The organism is Methylobacterium sp. Leaf361 (assembly GCF_001424445.1).
Classification (GTDB): Bacteria; Pseudomonadota; Alphaproteobacteria; order Rhizobiales; family Beijerinckiaceae; genus Methylobacterium.
Window position 1 is genome coordinate 221,776 of record NZ_LMPY01000003.1, and the last position, 16,889, is coordinate 238,664.

Below are 16,889 nucleotides of genomic sequence, written 5' to 3' on the forward strand. Positions count from 1 at the left end.
GCTCATCTCCCCACATCAAACCCTGCTGTCGCTTTAGGACTTATTCATACTTTCTATATGATTCATCTGCAGATGATTCTTGGGCGCATGCTTCATAAGCCGACGTTGCATCTCTCTACTGTGCTCGTCAGCTTTAGTTTTCGTCCTGCGCTTCAAGTAATAGGCTGGCATTCTCGACGTGGGGGACCATCCCATGAGCCAGCAACGTTCCCGGACCTCCTCGTCCGGTCCCAACCCGATGCTGTCGGCGTAGGCCGAGAAATCTTCGTTCCATTGATGCCTTAAGACATGGGCACTGACCGGGCCGACGTCTGGGTTCCTCTCTCGCAGTAGCGCGAACATCCCCGTGATTGCGCTATCTGAAAGAGGCTTGCCGTCCTCCGCAACGAAGAAGATGCCATGCCTCAGAGCGGCCTTGATCTTGTTGCGGGCCTTGAGGTATCGCTCTCCAAGGTCGGTCAAACCCTCGTCGAGAGGGGCCAGGCGCTCCAAAGTCTTTGCGTTCGGCTGCCTACGACGCGTGTCGCGCTTGTCATCATGCCGACGCCTGATCTCGCAATACGATTGGCCGCGGTTGAAGTCGCGCACCCGGAGGCCGAGCAACTCGCCTCGTCGCATTCCAGTGCCGAGGAGCCAGCGAACGATCACCCAGTTCCGCAGGCGCACGAACGGATCGCTCCATGGATTTTCCTGGCTCTCCGGATGAATGACCGCCAGCAGCCTATCTCGTTGTCCGGACTCCAGACTGATAAGGCCCTTGCGGCTTATGGAGGGGGCTCGCTCCTCGATCTGCTCAACTACTTCGATTAGCCTGACCCCGTATTCGTGCGCCTCAACGGAAGCCTCGTTGGCACCAATCTCTCTGTTATGTAGACGGGACTTTTGCCGCTCTCCGAGCCACTTCAGGTAGCTGGTGGCGTAATGCAGCCTTATCCTGGTCGTCTCAGAGGCAACTGTCCGCACTCGCGCCGTCGTTGGGAGTCTACGCAGAAGTCTCGCGGTAGAGCGGCTTTTAAGTGTGGGAAACTTGGGTTTGGGCAAAACCTTCGCCGCTGTTCGTAGGCGGGTGAACGGCTTGGATGCATCAGCTACGAGGGCGTCGAGTTCCCCCACCTCGAAGAATGTGCCTGCCCTGACACGCTCGGCTAGATTGATACTGTGCTGCCAGCAGAACAGGTGGATGAACATCGCCCCTCGCAGGGCCTGCTCCACAGTGGAGGCGCTCTTCTGACGGTACCTCGTCATCGACCAGACGGTCGGATCGAAAAGCGGGATGCCACTATCGTCGAGCAGCATCGGGCACCGCTCTCCGTCAGCGAAGACGACCAGAGCTATCTTAAGTCGGAGGCTACCTTCGGATTTCGGGGGACGTAACATAACGCTTCAAGGCTACGCCTGAGCTGAGAAGATTGTCAACAAATGTTTTTATACGAATATACAATATCTTAGCGCACTTTATGGACAAAATTGCACGAGGATGCGCATTAGAACTTGTTGTACGAGACCCCGGCCGAGGCGATGAGTCCGGTCCGTTCCAGGATCTCGGCCCGGATCGCCTTCGCCACGGCCGTCGCCGTCGGGAGGCCCTGGAGGTTCTCGGTGACGTCGAGATAGGCCTCGTCGAGGGCCACCGGCTCGATGATGGCCGTGTGCCGGGCGAAGACCGCCCGGATCTCCTCGGAGACCGCCCGGTAGACCTCGAAGCGCGGCTTTACGAACAGCAGGTCCGGGCACAGCCGCCGCGCGGTGGCCGACGGCATGGCGGAGCGGACACCGAATTTTCGGGCCTCGTAGCTCGCAGCGGCCACCACCCCGCGCTCCCGGGAGCCGCCGACCGCCAGCGGCCGGCCGCGCAGCGACGGGTCGTCGCGCTGCTCCACGGAGGCGTAGAACGCGTCCATGTCGATGTGGATGATCTTTCGGAGCGCGACCTCCGGATCCATCGCCGCCTCGGGTCCCGACCAAGTTCCTGATCTGTTCCGAAAGACCGCGCGGGGCGGGCGGGGTCAAGCCGCGCCGGACGCGGCGTCAACAGGAGTCCGGTCCGCGCCCGTCATCGCGAGCGCAGCGCGACGTTCCCGAGCGCAGCGCATCCCTGGATTGCTTCGCTGCGCTCGCAAAGACGGGGTCTGCCGTCAGGCGACGCTGCCGTAGAGGTCGTAGGCCTCGGCCCGGTCGATCTTCACCGTGACGATGTCGCCGACCCGCACCGGGCGCCGGAACGCGGCGTGGACATTGCCGTCGATCTCCGGCGCGTCGGCCTTGGACCGGCCCCGCGCCACCCCGCCCTCGACGGAATCGACGATGACGGGCAGCCGCTTGCCGACCTTGGCCCGCTGCAGCCGAAGCGCGATGCCGTTCTGGGTCTCCATGAACCGGCGCTTGCGCTCGGCCTTCACCGCCGGCGGCACGAGGTCGCCCAGCGCGTTGGCGGTGGCGCCGGCCACCGGCTCGTACTCGAAGCAGCCGACCCGATCGAGCTTGGCCTCCTGCAGCCAGGCCAGCAGCTCCTCGAACTCGGCCTCGGTCTCGCCGGGGAAGCCGACGATGAAGGTCGAGCGGATCGCGAGGTCCGGGCAGGTCTGCCGCCAGCTGCGGATCCGGTCGAGCTGGCGCTCCTGGTTGCCGGGGCGGCGCATGCGCTTGAGCACGGAGGGGCTCGCGTGCTGGAGCGGCATGTCGAGGTAGGGGAGCACCTTGCCCTCGGCCATCAGCGGGATGACCTCGTCCACGTGCGGGTAGGGGTAGACGTAGTGCAACCGCACCCAGGCGCCGAGCTCGCCGAGTTCCCGGGTCAGGTCGTAGAACTTCGCCCGGACCTGCCGGTCGCGCCACGGGCTCTCACTGTAGCGGATGTCGACGCCGTAGGCGCTGGTGTCCTGGCTGACGACCAGCAGCTCCTTCACGCCGGCCTTCACCAGTTTCTCGGCCTCGCGCAGCACGTCGGCGGCGGGGCGGCTGACGAGGTTCCCGCGCAAGCTCGGGATGATGCAGAAGCTGCAGCGGTTGCTGCACCCCTCCGAGATCTTCAGGTAGGCGTAGTGGCGCGGGGTGAGCTTGATCCCCTGCGGCGGCACGAGGTCGAGGAACGGGTCGTGGGCCGGCGGCACCGCCTCGTGGACGGCCGCCACCACCGACTCGTAGGCCTGGGGCCCGGTCACCGCCAGGAGGTCGGGGTACTTCTCGCGGATCTCCTCCGGCTGCGCGCCCATGCAGCCGGTGACGATGACGCGGCCGTTCTCCGCCATGGCCTCGCCGATGGCCGAGAGCGACTCCGCCTTGGCGGAATCGAGGAAGCCGCAGGTGTTGACGATCACCACGTCGGCGCCGTCGTGCCGCCGGGCCAGCTCGTAGCCCTCCGCGCGCAGGTGGGTGAGGATCCGCTCGGAATCGACCAGCGCCTTCGGGCAGCCCAGCGAGACGAACGAGATTTTCGGGGCGGCGCCGGGAGCGGGGCCGCGGGGAGCGGGCGTGGCGGTCATGGCATTCGGGTCGGACAGTCCGGCGGGGCGATCGGCCGCCCAGCGCGCGGGACCAGGAATTCGGGGTCGCGCTCCTATACAGGCTCCCGCGCCTCCGCGCGAGGCCGGCCGCCGCAGGGGTGCCCGGCCCTGCGCGCGAGCCTGAGCCTAGGCGCAGATCCTATCGTTACGGCAGAGCTTTACGGCGGTCTCCTCAGACCCCACATCAGGATTGGACGGCGCGGCCCTGCGCCCCGGACACGGCCCGCCCGCGCGCGGCGGCGGGGCCTGCGTGGAACTGCCGCTTCCCCCGCGGCATCGCGTGTGCGACGGCAGCGCACGACGCACAGCTCGAGGATGGCGGCCCCGAACCCGGTCATGTGGACCCGAGAGATCCCCTTCATCGATCCCGTCGCGGCGGCGGCGCGGCTGCGCGCCCTGCCCGGGCTCGCCTTCCTCGACAGCGCCATGCGGCACGACCCGCTGGGGCGGCACTCGATCGTGGCCGCCGACCCGTTCGCGCGGTTCCGCTACCGCGACGGGCGCGCGACCCTCGACGGGAGGCCGGTGGCGGGCGGCCCGATGGCCGCGCTCCGGGCCTGCCTCGAACCCTACCGGCTCGAGGCAGGCCCGGAGCCGTTCCCCGGCGGGGCGATCGGGTACCTCGCCTACGACCTCGGCGCGGCGCTGGAGCGGGTGGCGCCGCCCGCCCGGCGGGCGGGGCTCACCGACGACATCGCGCTGAACCTCTACGACACCGCGCTGGTCGTCGACCACGCCGCCGGCACGGGCCGGCTCGTCGCCACGGGTTTCCCCGAGACCGCGCCGGACGCGCGGCGGGCCCGCGCGGAGGCGCGGCTCGCCCGCTTCGCCGACCTGCTCGGCGGTGCGGAGCCGCCGATCCCGGCCCCCGCCCGGCCGGCCCAGCCGCTCGCGTGGCGCTCGAACTTCGACCGCCAAAGCTATGAAAAAGCAGTTGAAAAGGTCCGCGCCTACATCCGAGCCGGCGACATCTACCAGGCCAACATCGCCCAGCGCTTCGTCGCCGACCTGCCGGCCGGCTTCGACCCGTTCGCCCTCTACCGGCGGCTGCGCGAGACCAACCCGGCGACCTTCGGGGCCTACCTGGAACAGGAGGGCCTGACCGTCGCCTCGTCCTCGCCGGAGCGGTTCATCCGCCTCGACGGGCGGCACGTGGAGACGCGCCCGATCAAGGGCACTGCCCGCCGCCTCGACGACCCGGCGGCCGACCGGGCGACGGCCGAGGCGCTCCAGGCCAGCGTCAAGGAGCGGGCCGAGAACGTCATGATCGTCGACCTGCTGCGCAACGACCTGTCGCGGGTCTGCCGGCCGGGCAGCGTCGCCGTGCCGACCCTGTGCGGCCTGGAGACCTACGCCAACGTTCACCATCTGGTGTCGGTGGTGACCGGCGACCTCCGCGACGGGCTCGACGCCCTCGACCTCCTGGAAGGGACCTTCCCGGGCGGCTCGATCACGGGCGCGCCGAAGATCCGCGCCATGGACATCATCACGGAGATCGAGGGCGACGCGCGGGAACTCTACTGCGGCGCCATCGGCCGGATCGGCTTCGACGGGGCGCTCGACACGTCGATCGCGATCCGCACCGTGTTCATGGACGACCGGCAGGCGGTCCTGCAGGCCGGGGGCGGGGTGACGCTGCTGTCGGAGCCCGGCCCGGAATACGACGAGACCCTGGCCAAGGCCGCCCGCGTGTTCGAGGCCTTCGCATGATCCTCGTCCTCGACAATTACGACTCGTTCGTCTTCAACGTCGTCCGTTACCTGGAGGAGCTCGGCGAGACGGTCCGGGTCGTGCGCAACGACGCGCTGGACGTCCCCGGCATCCGGGCGCTGGAGCCGGAGGCCCTGGTGGTCTCGCCCGGGCCCTGCACCCCCGCGGAGGCCGGGATCTCCCTGCCGGCGATCCGCGACCTGTCGGGCGCGGTGCCGATCCTCGGCGTCTGCCTCGGCCATCAGGCGATCGGCGCGGCCTTCGGCGGCACGGTCGGGCGGGCACAGCGCCCCCTCCACGGGCAGATGACGCCGATCGCCCATACCGGCGAGCGCCTGTTTTCCGGAATCCCGGCGCCGATGCCGGTCGGGCGCTACCACTCGCTGGTCGTGAATCCCGGTCCCGACATGGAAAGACACCTCTCGGTCGACGCGGTCTCGCAGGAGGGGGAGGTGATGGCGCTGTCGCACCGGACTCACCCGACCTACGGCATCCAGTTCCACCCGGAATCGGTCCTGACCGAAGGCGGCCACGCCCTGTTCGCCAATTTCCTGGATCTCGCCCGCGCGTGGCGGGAGAGGCCGGAGGGGCGCCGCGATGCTGTGGCGTGACGGGGCGCTTCTGCCCGGAACCACGGCTCCGCTCGACCACACCGACCGCGGCCTGACGCTCGGCGACGGCCTGTTCGACACCGCACTGGCGCTCGGCGGCCGCGTCGCCTTCGAGGACGCCCATATCGCCCGGCTCGTGGCCTCCGCGGAGACGCTGGGGATCCCGGCCGAACCCGAGCGGATCCGTGCGGCGATGCGGGACCTCGCGGGTCAGGGGGAGCGGCTCGCGATCCGGACCACGCTGACGCGCGGCTCCGGCCCGCGCGGCCTGAGGCCGCCGGACGCGCCGAACCCGACCCTGTTCGCCACCGCGGCCGCGAGCGCCAGGGCCGCGTCCTTCGCGCCCCTGCGCCTGTGGCCGACAGCCATCGCCCGCAACGACACCTCCCCCGCCGCCCGCCTGAAGACGCTGGGCTATCTCGACGCGGTGCTGGCCGCCCGCGAGGCCGCCGCCGCGGGGTTCGACGAGGCGCTGTTCCGCAACACCCGGGGCCGCGTCGCCTGCGCGGGCACCGGCAACCTCTTCGCCCTGTTCGGCGCCAATCTGGTGACGCCCCCGCTCGGGGACGGCGTGCTCGCCGGCATCGTGCGGGCGGAGGTGCTGGGTCTCGCCGCCGGATGCGGGCTGCGGGCCGAGGAACGGTCGCTCGGCCTGCCCGATCTCCTCGGCGCGGAGGCCGTGTTCCTGACCAACTCCCTGCGGCTCCTGGCCCCCGTGACGGCCATCGGCGACACGGCCTTCCCGAGCGCCGGCCCGGGCGCCGGCCATCCGGCGGTGACCCGCCTCGTGGCGGCCCTGCGCGCCCGCGTGGCGCAGGCCTGCGGCGTCACGGAGGACGCGGTCGCGTGACCGAGGCGTCAATCGAGACTTGGCGGCGCCGGCTGCGCTACGCGCTCGCGGCGATCTACGGGTTCATCGGCGTGGTCCACCTTGTGGCGACCGACGCGATGCTGCCGCTCATGCCCGACTGGGTGCTGCAGCCGCGGCTCGTCATCCTGGCGACCGGCCTGTGCGAGATCGCGGGCGCGGTCGGCCTCCTCACCGGACGGTTCCGCCGCGCCGCCGCGATCGGCCTCGCCCTCTACGCGGTCTGCGTCTATCCGGCGAACCTCAAGCACGCGTTCGAGCACGTCCACGTCGAGGGCATCCCGGATTCCTGGTGGTACCACGGGCCGCGGCTCGCGTTTCAGCCGGTCTTCGTCTGGGTGGCGCTCTGGGCCGGCGGCCTGATCGACTGGCCGTTCGGCGGCCGCCGCGGGTCCGGACAGGGCGCGACCGAGATCTCCGGTGATCCGGCACGGCCGCCGAAAGGTCCGGATCCCGACGCGCCGGCAACCATCCGCGAACCTTGATCACAGGATCCCGGGATCCCCGGATCCCCGCAGGCTTTGATCCCAGGATCCTGGCCGATCGACCGGCCGGAATCCGCCGCGCGGGCCGGAAGACCGGTCGGCCCGGCGGCGATACGGGCGGACGACATGCCGAAGCGCCGCGACCCGGGCCGATCGCCCCCGCCTCCGCCGGACGCGGTGCCGGAGACCGTGCCGGACCGCGACGCGGTGGAGCGCGCCCTGGAAACGGTCCTCGACCGCCTGCGCCCGAAGCCGGGCGACGCGCCGCGGGGCAGCCGGAAGCCGCGCCCGGACGGGGCGGGCGGCTGAGCGCCGAAAGGTTCCTCCACAGGGCGAAGATATCGCCCGGATACGGCCGGCCGGACCGGAGTTCCCCGGAGGACGCAGCCGAGCCCGGCGCGCGGACCCCAGCGGAGACAGACCGAATGGCCAAGCAGAAGACGCTGCAGGACGCCTTCTACGAGACCCTGAAGGACGTCTACTACGCCGAGAAGCAGTCGGTGAAAGCCCTCAAGAAATCCGCCAAGGCGGCGGAGCACGACGAGCTGCGCCAGGCCTTCGAGACCCACGCCGAGGAGAGCGCCCAGCAGGTGGAGCGCCTGACGCAGGTCTTCGAGATCATCGGCAAGCCGGCCCGGGCCAAGACCTGCGAGGCGATGCAGGGCATCGTCTCGGAGATGGAGGAGGATCTCGACGACTTCGCCGACAGCCCGGCCGCCGACGCGGTGCTGGCCGCCTGCGCCCAGGCGGTGGAGCACTACGAGATCGCCCGCTACGGCACCCTGAAGACCTGGGCGGCCCAGCTCGGCTACGCGGACGCCGCCCAGCTCCTGGACGAGACCCTGCAGGAGGAGAAGCGGACCGACGCGCTGCTCTCGAAGATTGCCGAGTCGATCAACGCCGCGGGCGAGCCCGGCGGGGCGGAGCCGGACGCGGAGCCGTCGAAGGGCCGGGGGAAGAAGGCCGCCTGACCGCGCACCGGCCGCGCGGGCGGGCCGGCGCCCCCGGGCGCCGGTTCGCCGCCGCCCCGCGGGGGCGTCAGTTCGCCGTCAGTTCGACTTCTCGATGGCGCTCAGCGGCGTCCAGTAGCAGCGATCCTGTGTGTCCTTCAGGGCGAGGCAGCCGTAGCTCATCGTCCGGGACTCGAGCCGGACCTCCTCACCGGGCTTGAACGACCGGCACTCGCCGCTGGCGAGGCTGCCCTGCAGCAGCTGGCCGAACCCGGACTCGTCGCCCGCCATGACCAGCTTGAACAGGCGGTCCGTGACCTCCTGGGTGTGGCACCCGAACCGCTCCTGGAGGATGGTCTCGGCCGCGGCCGGCCGGGACAGGGCGGCGGTGACGGCGAGGACGGCGAGGGCGGGCAGGGCGAAGCGCATGCGCGGAACATATCCGCGCGTCGCGACGTGTCGAGCCCTCGCCGCGCGGGGGAGCCGCGGAGGATCGCCGCGGGGATCGCCGCGAAGGCAGCCGCGAAGGCAGCCGGCCCGGTCGGGCGGCGCGTCCGGGCGAGGGCCGATCCGCGCTACCCGGCGACGGGCCTGACCACGACGTCCTCGGCGTAGACGAGGGTTGCCATGACGCCGGACCGGATCCGATCGAAGACCGCGTCGAGATCCCCGACGCTCTGCATCAGCACGGCGCACGAGAGGGCGACGATCTGCGGGGTGCGCTCCGTCCCTTCGGCGAGGAACTCGCGGATCGCGTCGACGAGGGACGCGGTGGCGTCCGCCTCCGCGGAGACGTCGAGGACGTGCAGGCAATCCTGCCGCAGGGACACGAGATCGCCGTCCACGACCGAGACCCATTGCCGGTCGTGATCGTAGATGAGCCAGCGCACCGACCCCGCCGCCACGGGAGCCAGTCCCGCGAGGTAGCGCCGAGCGGCCGCGTCGTCGAACATGGCACGGGTTTAACGCCCGCCCGCCGGAACGCCAACGCGTCGGATCACCGTTTCGGAGCCCGACGGATCCGCCGCGACGAGCCGGCATCTCGGGCCGCGAGCGAGCGGGCAGGGCGGGGCGGGGCGGCCTGACAGCGCCGCTACGCCTGTCCCGCCGCCTCGTCGCGCTTGGCCGCCTGCCACGCCGACTCCATGGCGGCGAGGTCGGAGCGGCCGAGGGCGCCCCCGGACGCCGCGAGATGCCGCGCCATGGCGGCGAAGCGCCGCTCGAACTTGGCGGTGCCGTCGCGCAGGGCGGTCTCCGGGTCGATCCCGGCGTGCCGCGCGAGGTTCGCCACCGAGAACAGGAGGTCGCCGATCTCCTCGGACAGGGCCTCCGGGTCGCCCGCCGCCAGGGCCTCGGCGACCTCGTCGGTCTCCTCGCGGACCTTGTCGACGACCTGGGCGGCGTCGTCCCAGTCGAAGCCGTAGGCGGCCGCCCGCCGGGAGATCTTCTCCGCCCGGGCGAGGGCCGGCAGCGCCCGCGCGACGCCGCCGAGGGGGTCGGGCGCCGGGTCCGGCGCGAGCCCCGCGTCCCGCCGCTCCGCCTGCCGGGCCGCCCGCTCCTGCGCCTTGATCGCCGCCCACTGGGCCTCGACCGCCGCGGGGTCGCGCAGGGGCGAGCCGGCAGGCAGGGGCGCGCCGTCCGGGGTGAAGACGTGGGGGTGGCGTCGGACCAGCTTGTCGCCGATGGCGCGGGCCACGTCGTCGAACGCGAAGGTGCCCCGCTCCTCGGCCATGCGGGCGTGGAACACCACCTGAAGCAGCAGGTCGCCGAGCTCGTCGCGCAGGTCGCCGAGGTCCCCCCGCGCCACCGCGTCGGCGACCTCGTAGGCCTCCTCGATCGTGTAGGGCACGATGGTGGCGAAGCTCTGCGCCACGTCCCAGGGGCAGCCGGCGACGGGATCGCGCAGGGTCGCCATCAGGCGCAGGAGCCGGCCCAGGGGCGCCTCCGCGGCGGGATCGGCGTCCCGCCCCCCGCTCGCCCCGGACCGGCCCGCGTCGCGTGTCTCGCTCATGCGGACGGGGTTAGAGCATGGCGCGGCGCAGGGAAATGCGTCTCGCGGATCGCCGGTCCTCAGCGCCGGTCCTCAGCGCCGGGCCTCAGACCCGGCTCGGGTCGCGCTCGCGCACCTGCTCGGCCTGCAGGCCGTTCAGGTAGCCGGTGAGGCGGCCGCTGACCGCCGGGTCGGCGCACTGCACCCAGAGCGGCGCCGGGAGGGCGCGGACGGGCAGGCGCAGCAGGAAGGCCTCGGCCGAGAGGGCCGCCTCCCGCTCGGAGGCGGCGGCCAGGAGGCGCGCCCCCGCCTTCGTGCCGATCAGGATCGCGATCGTGCTCATGGCAGCTCTCCCGGCAGCTCGCTCGGCCGCGCTCTCGGCCTCTCCGGGCCGCGCCCGTGCGGGTCAACGGCGCGCGGGCCGCGGGCGTTGCACGGCGCGCCGATCCGCGCGGGTTCCGCCGGGGGCCTCAGCTCGTCGGCCGGACGCAGAGCGGCTCCCGGGCCAGCGCCAGGGTGAACGACCACAGGATCCGGCCGAGGGAATCGGTCAGCACCGCCCCGGTCAGGAGCATGTTGGCGGCGGCCCGGCACAGGTCGCGGGCGCGGCGGATCGCCGCCTCCGCGTCGTCCGCCTCCAGGCGGTCGCTGGCGAAGGCGAGGCCGCAGCGGCCGTCCGCGTGCTCGAGGGTGCGTCGGAGGTGATAGGCCGGCATCGCTTGGACCACCGCGAGGCGAATCACCGGCCGCCCGCGGCGCGGGCGGGAGCCGGCTGGCCAAGCTAGCGGCCCGGCGCGGGCCCGCGACTGATCCAGATCAAGCCGACGCGCATCCGCCGCCGCCCGGTCACGTCCCGGTGTCGCAGGCTGTCGCAGGGTACGCCCGCCGCCGGCGGCCGCTGCGGGAGGTCCGCGCGAGGCCGTGCCGGGTCTTGTTCCAGCGCAGCGGCGCCCGGACCAGTTCGATCAGCGCCAGCCACGCGGCGAGGCTGACCAGCAGGAAGTAGACCGGCATCCACGGGACCGACCGGGCGAGGTCCCCCCAGCCGCGCCGGGCGCAGCCGACGAGGGCGGGCAGGACCAGGGCGGCGAGCCCCGTCCCGAACAGCGTGATGGCGAGCCCCGTGGAGAGGTTGTCCAGGAAGACGGGGGCGGCCGGGATGTCCCGGACCAGGAAGGACCACGCCGCCGCGGCGAGGCAGGCCGGGTAGGCGAGCGCCGAGACCACCGTCCCGGGGACCAGGGCGGCGGCGCAGAGCGTCTCCAGGCCGCCGAGCCTGCGGGCGTTGGCCAGCGGGTGCCGCCCGTGGGTGAGGCTCGTCTGGACCAGGCCCTTCAGCCAGCGGGTGCGCTGGCCGAGCCAGGGCCCGAGGCGGGCCGGCGCCTCCTCGAAGGTAGGGCTGGGAAGGTCGCCGACGGTGTAGCCCGCCAGCGCGAGGCGCAGGCCGAGATCCGCGTCCTCGGTGACGTTGTGGGCGTCCCAGCCGTGCAGAGCCCGCACCACGTCGGTGCGCAGGTGCATCGAGGTGCCGCCCAGCGGGACCGGCAGGCCGCAGCGGGCGAAGGCCGGGTTCAGCACGTCGAACAGCCCGGCATATTCGAGGGCGAAGGCACGGGCGAGGCGCGAATCGCCGGCATTGTCGATCACGAGCCGCCCCTGGAGGCAGGCGGTCCGCGCGGGCAGGCGCGCGAACAGGGCGGCCGCCAGCCGCAGTTGCCCGGGATCGGGCACGTCCTCGGCGTCGTAGACCGTGATCAGGGTGCCGCGAGCCAGCGGCAGCGCGGCGTTGAGCGCCCGCGGCTTGGTGCGCGGGCCGCCCGGCGGCACCGTGATCACCTCGAACCGGGCCGGGAGGGTGTCGCGGGGGAGGGCCGCGGCGGTCTCCGCGTCGTCCGCCTCGAGCAGCAGCTTGATGTCGAGCTTGGCGGCCGGATAGTCGAGGGCGGAGAGCGCCCTGAGCAGGTCCGGCACCACCGCCGCCTCGCGGTGGAGGGGGACGAGGATCGTGTAGACCGGCAGGTCGGCCTCGGCGAGGGGCACCACCGCCTCCGCGGCGACCGGAGCCGCGATGGCGAGGGCCGCGATCCGCAGGGTCGCCATGGCCAGGAACAGGACCTGACCGGCCGTCATTACCGCGCGCGCCAGCGGGGCCGGCAGCGCCGCGCACAGGCAGAGCGCGGCGGTCCCGCCGAGGGCGAGGACCAGCAGCCAGCGGAAGGCCGGCTCGGGGGCGGCCGCCCACTCGGGGCCGTGCCGCCGCAGGTCGTGCGCCGCGTGATCCGCCACCTGCCCGGGCACGGACGCGAACACGGCCTCGCGCAGGCGGGTAGGGCTGGTGATCGCCGGCACGGCGGCGTGGCCAGCGGCGCGGCCGGCGGCGTCGAGGAGGTCCGCGATCGCCCGCCCGCGGGGCGCCAGGACCCAGGGCGCCACCGCGCCCGGTGCCAGCGGCGCGAGGCCGGCCACGAGGCTGTCGGGGAAGCGCAGGCCCAGGCCGAACGGGATCGGGCCGTCGAGGTAGGGGGCGCCGAGCGCCCGGGCCAGGGCCGCGTAGTAGGCCGATTCCGCGATCAGGCCGGCATTCATCAGCGCGGTCGCCGCGTCGGTCCCGGCCGCGGTCGCCGCGGCGGCGGCCCGGGCCAGCAGCCGCGCGTCGACGCCCTCGTCCAGCAGGAAGGCGATCTCCGGCGGCAGGCCCTCCGGCCCCGCGGGCGGGCGCTGGAACGACACGCCGCGCGCTCCCCCGGCGGCCCGAGGACGTGGTAGAGGAGGGGGGGTGAGCCAGTCCCCGCCCCCGCGCTCCGAGAGGAGCACCGCCCCGTCCCCGTCGTCAAGAGGCGATAGGACAGCCATCCCATCCCGGATCGCGGCGGCCGCGGTCGCGGCGCTCCTCGCGGGGCCGGCCGCCGCCGCGGCGCCCCCGGCCGCGCCGGCCACGGGCGTCACCGCCACCCCCGCCGTCACGATCCCGGATTTCTGGAACCCGCGCAGCCGGGGCGAGCGTGTGGAGGCGCCGCAGACCGGCCGGGCGGTCCGCTTCCTCACGGACGACGAGTTCCCGCCGCTGCACTTCGCCGGCCCCGACGGCAACCCGACGGGCTTCGTGGTCGAGCTCGCCCGGGCGGTCTGCGAGAAGCTGACGATCACCTGCACGGTGCAGGCGCGCCGCTTCGACACCCTGCTCGACGCCCTCGACGGCAAGCAGGGCGACGTGGTCGCGGCCGCCATCCCGCTGACCGCGTCCCTGCGGTCGCGATTCCTGGCGACGCGGCCGTATTTCCGCTGGCCGGCGCGCTTCGCGGCCCGGGCCGACAAGGGCCTGCCGGTCCCCTCCGCGGCGGCGCTCGCCGGCCGCAGCGTCGGGGTCATCGCCGGCAGCGCCCACGCGGCCTACCTCAAGGCGTTCTTCCCGAAGGCCGTGCCGAAGGACTTCACCGATCTCACGGCGGCCGAGAGCGCGCTCAAGCGCGGCGAGATCGACTACCTGTTCGCCGACGGCCTCAACCTCGCCCTGTTCGTCGGCGGCCAGGACGCGGAGAGTTGCTGCGCGCTCACCGGCGGCGACTACCTCGAGAACCGCTATTTCGGGGAGGGGATCGGCCTGATCACCCGCCAGGAGGACGCCGCCCTCTCCCGGGCGCTGGACGACGCGCTCCAGCGGGTCTGGGACGACGGCAAGTACACCGAGCTGTACCTGCGGTTCTTCCCCGTCAGCCCGTTCTGAGGGCTTTCGTCGCCAGCAGGAATGGGGATCCTGCTGCCGGGCTTCGGTTGTCGGACGGCACGCGGACGGCACCGTGGCGGATCTGCTCGAGCAGGCGGTGGCGAAGGCGCGACCCGTCCCCGGACCCTCAGGACGAGAGCGCCCGGCTCATGCTGGCCTTCGCGGGGGACGAGGCCCCGGTTTACCGGTTCACCCCGGAGGAAGAGGCGGAGCTCGACGAATCCGGGGCCGCCGAGGCGCGCGGCGATCGCGCCACCGATGCGGAGATCCGCGCCATCTGGGCCAAGGTTCGGCGCCGAGAGCCTGTTCGACTCGGGACTTCCTCTCCTCGCCCTCATCCTGAGGTGCCGCTGCGCGGCACCTCAGGATGAGGGCGAGATTCGGAGATCCGGGATTCGCGAGTCGGCCACCACGCGCAGGAAGCCGAGCGGATCGAGCGTGCGTCTGCCAAGCCGAAACCGGCCCACGCTGTCATAGGCCGCACGCACAGGCCTCACGCGCGAGCCCGCGATGGAACCCCGCATTGCACCTCCGGGCGTTCCGCTCCGATGCGAACCGCTCTAGGGTGCGCGCTCCCCAACGCGTTCAGCCCTGAAGATCGTCTCCAACGACATGCCCGCCGCTCCCCCAGCCCTGACCCTCGACGCCGACGTGATCGAGGCCGCCGCCAACGCCGCCGCCTGGCCCTTCGAGGAGGCGCGCAAGCTCGTGGCGCGGCTGGAGAAATCCGGCAAGACCGAGGTGCTGTTCGAGACCGGCTACGGCCCGTCGGGCCTGCCGCATATCGGCACGTTCGGCGAGGTCGCCCGCACCTCCATGGTGCGCCACGCCTTCCGGGTGCTCACCCGCGACGCGGTGCCGACCCGGCTGATCGCCTTCTCGGACGACATGGACGGGCTGCGCAAGGTTCCCGACAACGTCCCGAACCGGGAGATGCTGGCCGCGCACCTCAACCAGCCGCTCACCCGCGTGCCGGACCCGTTCGGCACCCATGACAGCTTCGGCGCGCACAACAACGCCGAGTTGCGCCGCTTCCTCGACGCGTTCGGGTTCGCCTACGAGTTCCGCTCGGCGACCGAGTGCTACCGCGCGGGCGTGTTCGACGCGACGCTCCTGCGCGTGCTGGAGCGCTACGATTCCGTGATGGAGATCATGCTGCCGTCGCTGCGGGCCGAGCGCTCGGCGAGCTACTCGCCGTTCCTGCCGCTCCACCCGGTCACCGGCCACGTGATGCAGGTGCCGATCGACGAGGTGAGGGCGGAGAGCGGCACGATCGTGTGGCGCGATCCCGCCACGGGCGAGCGCTACGAGACTCCGGTGACCGGCGGCCACGCCAAGCTGCAGTGGAAGCCCGACTGGGCGATGCGCTGGGTGGCGCTCGGCGTCGATTACGAGATGGCCGGCAAGGACCTGATCGACTCGGTCAAGCTCTCAGGCAAGATCGCCCGGGCGCTCGGCGGCGAGCCGCCGGAGGGGTTCAACTACGAGCTGTTCCTCGACGAGAAGGGCCAGAAGATCTCGAAGTCGAAGGGGAACGGCCTGACCATCGACGCGTGGCTCACCTACGGCACGCCGGAATCGCTCGCCCTGTTCATGTACAACAAGCCGCGCGAGGCCAAGCGCCTGTTCTTCGACGTGATCCCCCGGCACGTCGACGAGTATATCGGCTTCCTCGACCGCTACGCCGGCCAGGACGCGAAGCTGCGGCTGGGCAACCCGGTCTGGCACCTCCACGCCGGCACCCCGCCGGAGCCCGAGCGGGTCGAGGGCGCGAGCCTGACCTTCGCGATGCTGCTCAACCTCGCGGCGGTCGCCAACACCGAGGATCCGGCGGTGCTGTGGGGCTTCATCCGCCGCTACGCGCCGCGGACCGGGCCGGAGACCCATCCGGGCCTCGACCGGCTGGTGAAGCACGCCCTGAAGTACTTCTCGGACTTCGTGCGGCCGGCCAAGACCTACCGGGCGCCGACGCCCGAGGAGCGGGCGGCCCTGGAGGACCTGTCGGAGACGCTGGCCGAGCATGCCGGCTCCACCGATCCCGAGGCCCTGCAGGCGGCGATCTACGAGGTCGGCCGGCGCCACTTCCCCGACACGTCCGGCAAGGCCAAGAGCCCGGACGGGCGGCCCGGCGTGTCGCAGGCGTGGTTCACGAGCCTCTACAACGTGCTGTTCGGTGAGGCGCGCGGACCCCGGTTCGGCTCCTTCGTGGCCCTCTACGGCGTCGACGAGACCCGGGGCCTGATCGCCTCGGCGCTGTCGGGGGCGCTGGTCGCCGAGCACGAAGCCTTCGCGGCCGGCAAGGCCGCCCCGGTCGCGTGAGGGCGCGATGATCGTCGACGATCTCGCCGCGCTGGAGGCGCTCTACAGCGCGCCCCTGGCGCCCGCCTCGACGGTGAAGGTGGCGGCCGCGATCACGCCGGACTACGCGGCGCTGATCGCGGCCTCGCCCTTCGCGGTGCTGGCGACCGCCGGCCCCGAGGGGCTCGATTGCAGCCCGCGCGGGGACCGGCCGGGCTTCGTGCGGGTCGCCGACCCGCGCACGCTGATCCTGCCCGACCGGCGGGGCAACAACCGGATCGACTCGCTCCGCAACGTCGTGCGCGACCCGCGGGTGGCGCTGCTGTTCCTGATCCCGGGCTCCGGCACGACGCTGCGGGTGAACGGCCGGGCGGTGATCTCGGCCGACCCGGACCTGCTCGCCTCGTTCCGGGTCGACGGCCACGCGCCGCGCACCGCCCTCGTGATCACCGTCGCGGAGGTGTACTTCCAGTGCGCCCGGGCGATCATCCGGGCCGGGCTGTGGGATCCGGAAGCCCGCGTCGACCCGGGAAGCCTGCCGACGCCGGGGGCGATCCTGGCGGCGCTGACCGCGGGCGAGGTCGGCGGCCAGCGCTACGACGCGGAATGGCCGGAGCGGGCGGCCAAGTCGATGTGGTGAGGGTGGCGTCCGCGACATCCCCGTCCTTGCGGGCGGAGCGGAGCGATCCGGTGTCGCGCCACCTTCGGGGATGTCGCGCCGCCCTGGGTCGCTTCGCTGCGCTCGCGATG

Annotated in this window: 17 protein-coding genes and 2 pseudogenes; 10 read left to right on the forward strand and 9 right to left on the reverse strand. The window is 72.4% G+C overall.

Translation table 11 applies throughout. From position 1 onward, the window contains the following. Positions 1-33: 33 nt before the first annotated feature. From ASG32_RS32170 to rimO, 3 genes and pseudogenes are all read right to left on the reverse strand, one after another. Entirely contained in the window at positions 34-1,296 is a 1,263-nt protein-coding gene (locus ASG32_RS32170; protein WP_157861903.1) for a site-specific integrase, read from the reverse strand. 194 nt (positions 1,297-1,490) lie between these two features. After that, positions 1,491-1,943: pseudogene (locus ASG32_RS04695) on the reverse strand (DNA polymerase IV); the annotation flags it as partial. Between the two features lie 192 nt (positions 1,944-2,135). Further along, positions 2,136-3,482, reverse strand: coding sequence for a 30S ribosomal protein S12 methylthiotransferase RimO (rimO, locus tag ASG32_RS04700; protein ID WP_056523103.1), 1,347 nt, complete (start codon positions 3,480-3,482; stop codon positions 2,136-2,138). A 357-nt stretch (positions 3,483-3,839) separates the two neighbouring features. On the opposite strand from rimO, the gene pabB reads away from it, so the two are divergent. From pabB to ASG32_RS04730, 6 genes are all read left to right on the forward strand, one after another. After that, a complete protein-coding gene (pabB, locus tag ASG32_RS04705) occupies positions 3,840-5,213 on the forward strand; it encodes an aminodeoxychorismate synthase component I (RefSeq protein ID WP_056523105.1) in 1,374 nt (457 codons plus the stop codon). Then, positions 5,210-5,824 (forward strand): aminodeoxychorismate/anthranilate synthase component II, encoded by a 615-nt coding sequence (locus ASG32_RS04710; protein ID WP_056523107.1) that lies wholly within the window; start codon positions 5,210-5,212, stop codon positions 5,822-5,824. The genes pabB and ASG32_RS04710 overlap by 4 nt, the downstream gene beginning before the upstream one ends. Beyond that, positions 5,811-6,674 (forward strand): aminotransferase class IV, encoded by an 864-nt coding sequence (locus ASG32_RS04715; RefSeq protein ID WP_020093297.1) that lies wholly within the window; start codon positions 5,811-5,813, stop codon positions 6,672-6,674. Before ASG32_RS04710 ends, ASG32_RS04715 begins: the two co-directional genes overlap by 14 nt. Further along, positions 6,671-7,177 carry a DoxX family protein gene (locus ASG32_RS04720; protein ID WP_056523109.1) on the forward strand — a complete coding sequence of 169 codons (507 nt, stop codon included), beginning with the start codon at positions 6,671-6,673 and terminating at the stop codon, positions 7,175-7,177. Before ASG32_RS04715 ends, ASG32_RS04720 begins: the two co-directional genes overlap by 4 nt. Positions 7,178-7,303: 126 nt before the next feature. Then, positions 7,304-7,486 carry a hypothetical protein gene (locus ASG32_RS04725; protein WP_056523223.1) on the forward strand — a complete coding sequence of 61 codons (183 nt, stop codon included), beginning with the start codon at positions 7,304-7,306 and terminating at the stop codon, positions 7,484-7,486. 116 nt (positions 7,487-7,602) lie between these two features. Further along, on the forward strand, positions 7,603-8,148 hold the full coding sequence (locus ASG32_RS04730) for a ferritin-like domain-containing protein (RefSeq protein WP_042672733.1): 546 nt from the start codon (positions 7,603-7,605) through the stop codon (positions 8,146-8,148). Between the two features lie 78 nt (positions 8,149-8,226). Here the strand turns inward: ASG32_RS04730 and ASG32_RS04735 are convergent, their stop codons facing one another. From ASG32_RS04735 to ASG32_RS04760, 6 genes are all read right to left on the reverse strand, one after another. Then, positions 8,227-8,556 (reverse strand): hypothetical protein, encoded by a 330-nt coding sequence (locus tag ASG32_RS04735; protein ID WP_056523111.1) that lies wholly within the window; start codon positions 8,554-8,556, stop codon positions 8,227-8,229. Between the two features lie 146 nt (positions 8,557-8,702). Continuing rightward, a complete protein-coding gene (locus ASG32_RS04740; RefSeq protein ID WP_056523114.1) occupies positions 8,703-9,080 on the reverse strand; it encodes a hypothetical protein in 378 nt (125 codons plus the stop codon). Between the two features lie 140 nt (positions 9,081-9,220). After that, positions 9,221-10,138, reverse strand: a complete 918-nt coding sequence (gene mazG / locus ASG32_RS04745; protein WP_082557746.1) for a nucleoside triphosphate pyrophosphohydrolase — start codon at positions 10,136-10,138, stop codon at positions 9,221-9,223. Between the two features lie 85 nt (positions 10,139-10,223). After that, a complete protein-coding gene (locus ASG32_RS04750) occupies positions 10,224-10,460 on the reverse strand; it encodes a hypothetical protein (protein ID WP_056523116.1) in 237 nt (78 codons plus the stop codon). 127 nt (positions 10,461-10,587) lie between these two features. Further along, on the reverse strand, positions 10,588-10,833 hold the full coding sequence (locus ASG32_RS04755) for a hypothetical protein (RefSeq protein ID WP_056523118.1): 246 nt from the start codon (positions 10,831-10,833) through the stop codon (positions 10,588-10,590). A gap of 130 nt (positions 10,834-10,963) precedes the next feature. Then, entirely contained in the window at positions 10,964-12,847 is a 1,884-nt protein-coding gene (locus ASG32_RS04760; RefSeq protein ID WP_056523119.1) for a glycosyltransferase family 2 protein, read from the reverse strand. A 46-nt stretch (positions 12,848-12,893) separates the two neighbouring features. On the opposite strand from ASG32_RS04760, the gene ASG32_RS04765 reads away from it, so the two are divergent. The 4 genes and pseudogenes from ASG32_RS04765 (at position 12,894) to ASG32_RS04780 (ending at position 16,779) form a co-directional block, all read left to right on the forward strand. After that, positions 12,894-13,841 carry a transporter substrate-binding domain-containing protein gene (locus ASG32_RS04765; protein WP_042672727.1) on the forward strand — a complete coding sequence of 316 codons (948 nt, stop codon included), beginning with the start codon at positions 12,894-12,896 and terminating at the stop codon, positions 13,839-13,841. A gap of 73 nt (positions 13,842-13,914) precedes the next feature. Continuing rightward, positions 13,915-14,128: pseudogene (locus ASG32_RS04770) on the forward strand (hypothetical protein); the annotation flags it as partial. 325 nt (positions 14,129-14,453) lie between these two features. Then, entirely contained in the window at positions 14,454-16,160 is a 1,707-nt protein-coding gene (locus ASG32_RS04775) for a lysine--tRNA ligase (RefSeq protein ID WP_056523121.1), read from the forward strand. A gap of 7 nt (positions 16,161-16,167) precedes the next feature. Then, positions 16,168-16,779, forward strand: a complete 612-nt coding sequence (locus ASG32_RS04780; protein WP_020093309.1) for an MSMEG_1061 family FMN-dependent PPOX-type flavoprotein — start codon at positions 16,168-16,170, stop codon at positions 16,777-16,779. The last annotated feature ends 110 nt before the right edge of the window (positions 16,780-16,889 follow it).

Excerpts from the sequence above, each read along its gene's own strand:
- ASG32_RS32170 (WP_157861903.1), bottom strand. The coding sequence starts at position 1,296 with ATGCTGCTCGACGATAGTGGCATCCCGCTTTTCGATCCGACCGTCTGG.
- rimO (WP_056523103.1), bottom strand. The coding sequence starts at position 3,482 with ATGACCGCCACGCCCGCTCCCCGCGGCCCCGCTCCCGGCGCCGCCCCG.
- pabB (WP_056523105.1), top strand. The coding sequence starts at position 3,840 with ATGTGGACCCGAGAGATCCCCTTCATCGATCCCGTCGCGGCGGCGGCG.
- ASG32_RS04710 (WP_056523107.1), top strand. The coding sequence starts at position 5,210 with ATGATCCTCGTCCTCGACAATTACGACTCGTTCGTCTTCAACGTCGTC.
- ASG32_RS04715 (WP_020093297.1), top strand. The coding sequence starts at position 5,811 with ATGCTGTGGCGTGACGGGGCGCTTCTGCCCGGAACCACGGCTCCGCTC.
- ASG32_RS04725 (WP_056523223.1), top strand. The coding sequence starts at position 7,304 with ATGCCGAAGCGCCGCGACCCGGGCCGATCGCCCCCGCCTCCGCCGGAC.
- ASG32_RS04730 (WP_042672733.1), top strand. The coding sequence starts at position 7,603 with ATGGCCAAGCAGAAGACGCTGCAGGACGCCTTCTACGAGACCCTGAAG.
- ASG32_RS04735 (WP_056523111.1), bottom strand. The coding sequence starts at position 8,556 with ATGCGCTTCGCCCTGCCCGCCCTCGCCGTCCTCGCCGTCACCGCCGCC.
- ASG32_RS04740 (WP_056523114.1), bottom strand. The coding sequence starts at position 9,080 with ATGTTCGACGACGCGGCCGCTCGGCGCTACCTCGCGGGACTGGCTCCC.
- mazG (WP_082557746.1), bottom strand. The coding sequence starts at position 10,138 with ATGAGCGAGACACGCGACGCGGGCCGGTCCGGGGCGAGCGGGGGGCGG.
- ASG32_RS04750 (WP_056523116.1), bottom strand. The coding sequence starts at position 10,460 with ATGAGCACGATCGCGATCCTGATCGGCACGAAGGCGGGGGCGCGCCTC.
- ASG32_RS04755 (WP_056523118.1), bottom strand. The coding sequence starts at position 10,833 with ATGCCGGCCTATCACCTCCGACGCACCCTCGAGCACGCGGACGGCCGC.
- ASG32_RS04775 (WP_056523121.1), top strand. The coding sequence starts at position 14,454 with ATGCCCGCCGCTCCCCCAGCCCTGACCCTCGACGCCGACGTGATCGAG.
- ASG32_RS04780 (WP_020093309.1), top strand. The coding sequence starts at position 16,168 with ATGATCGTCGACGATCTCGCCGCGCTGGAGGCGCTCTACAGCGCGCCC.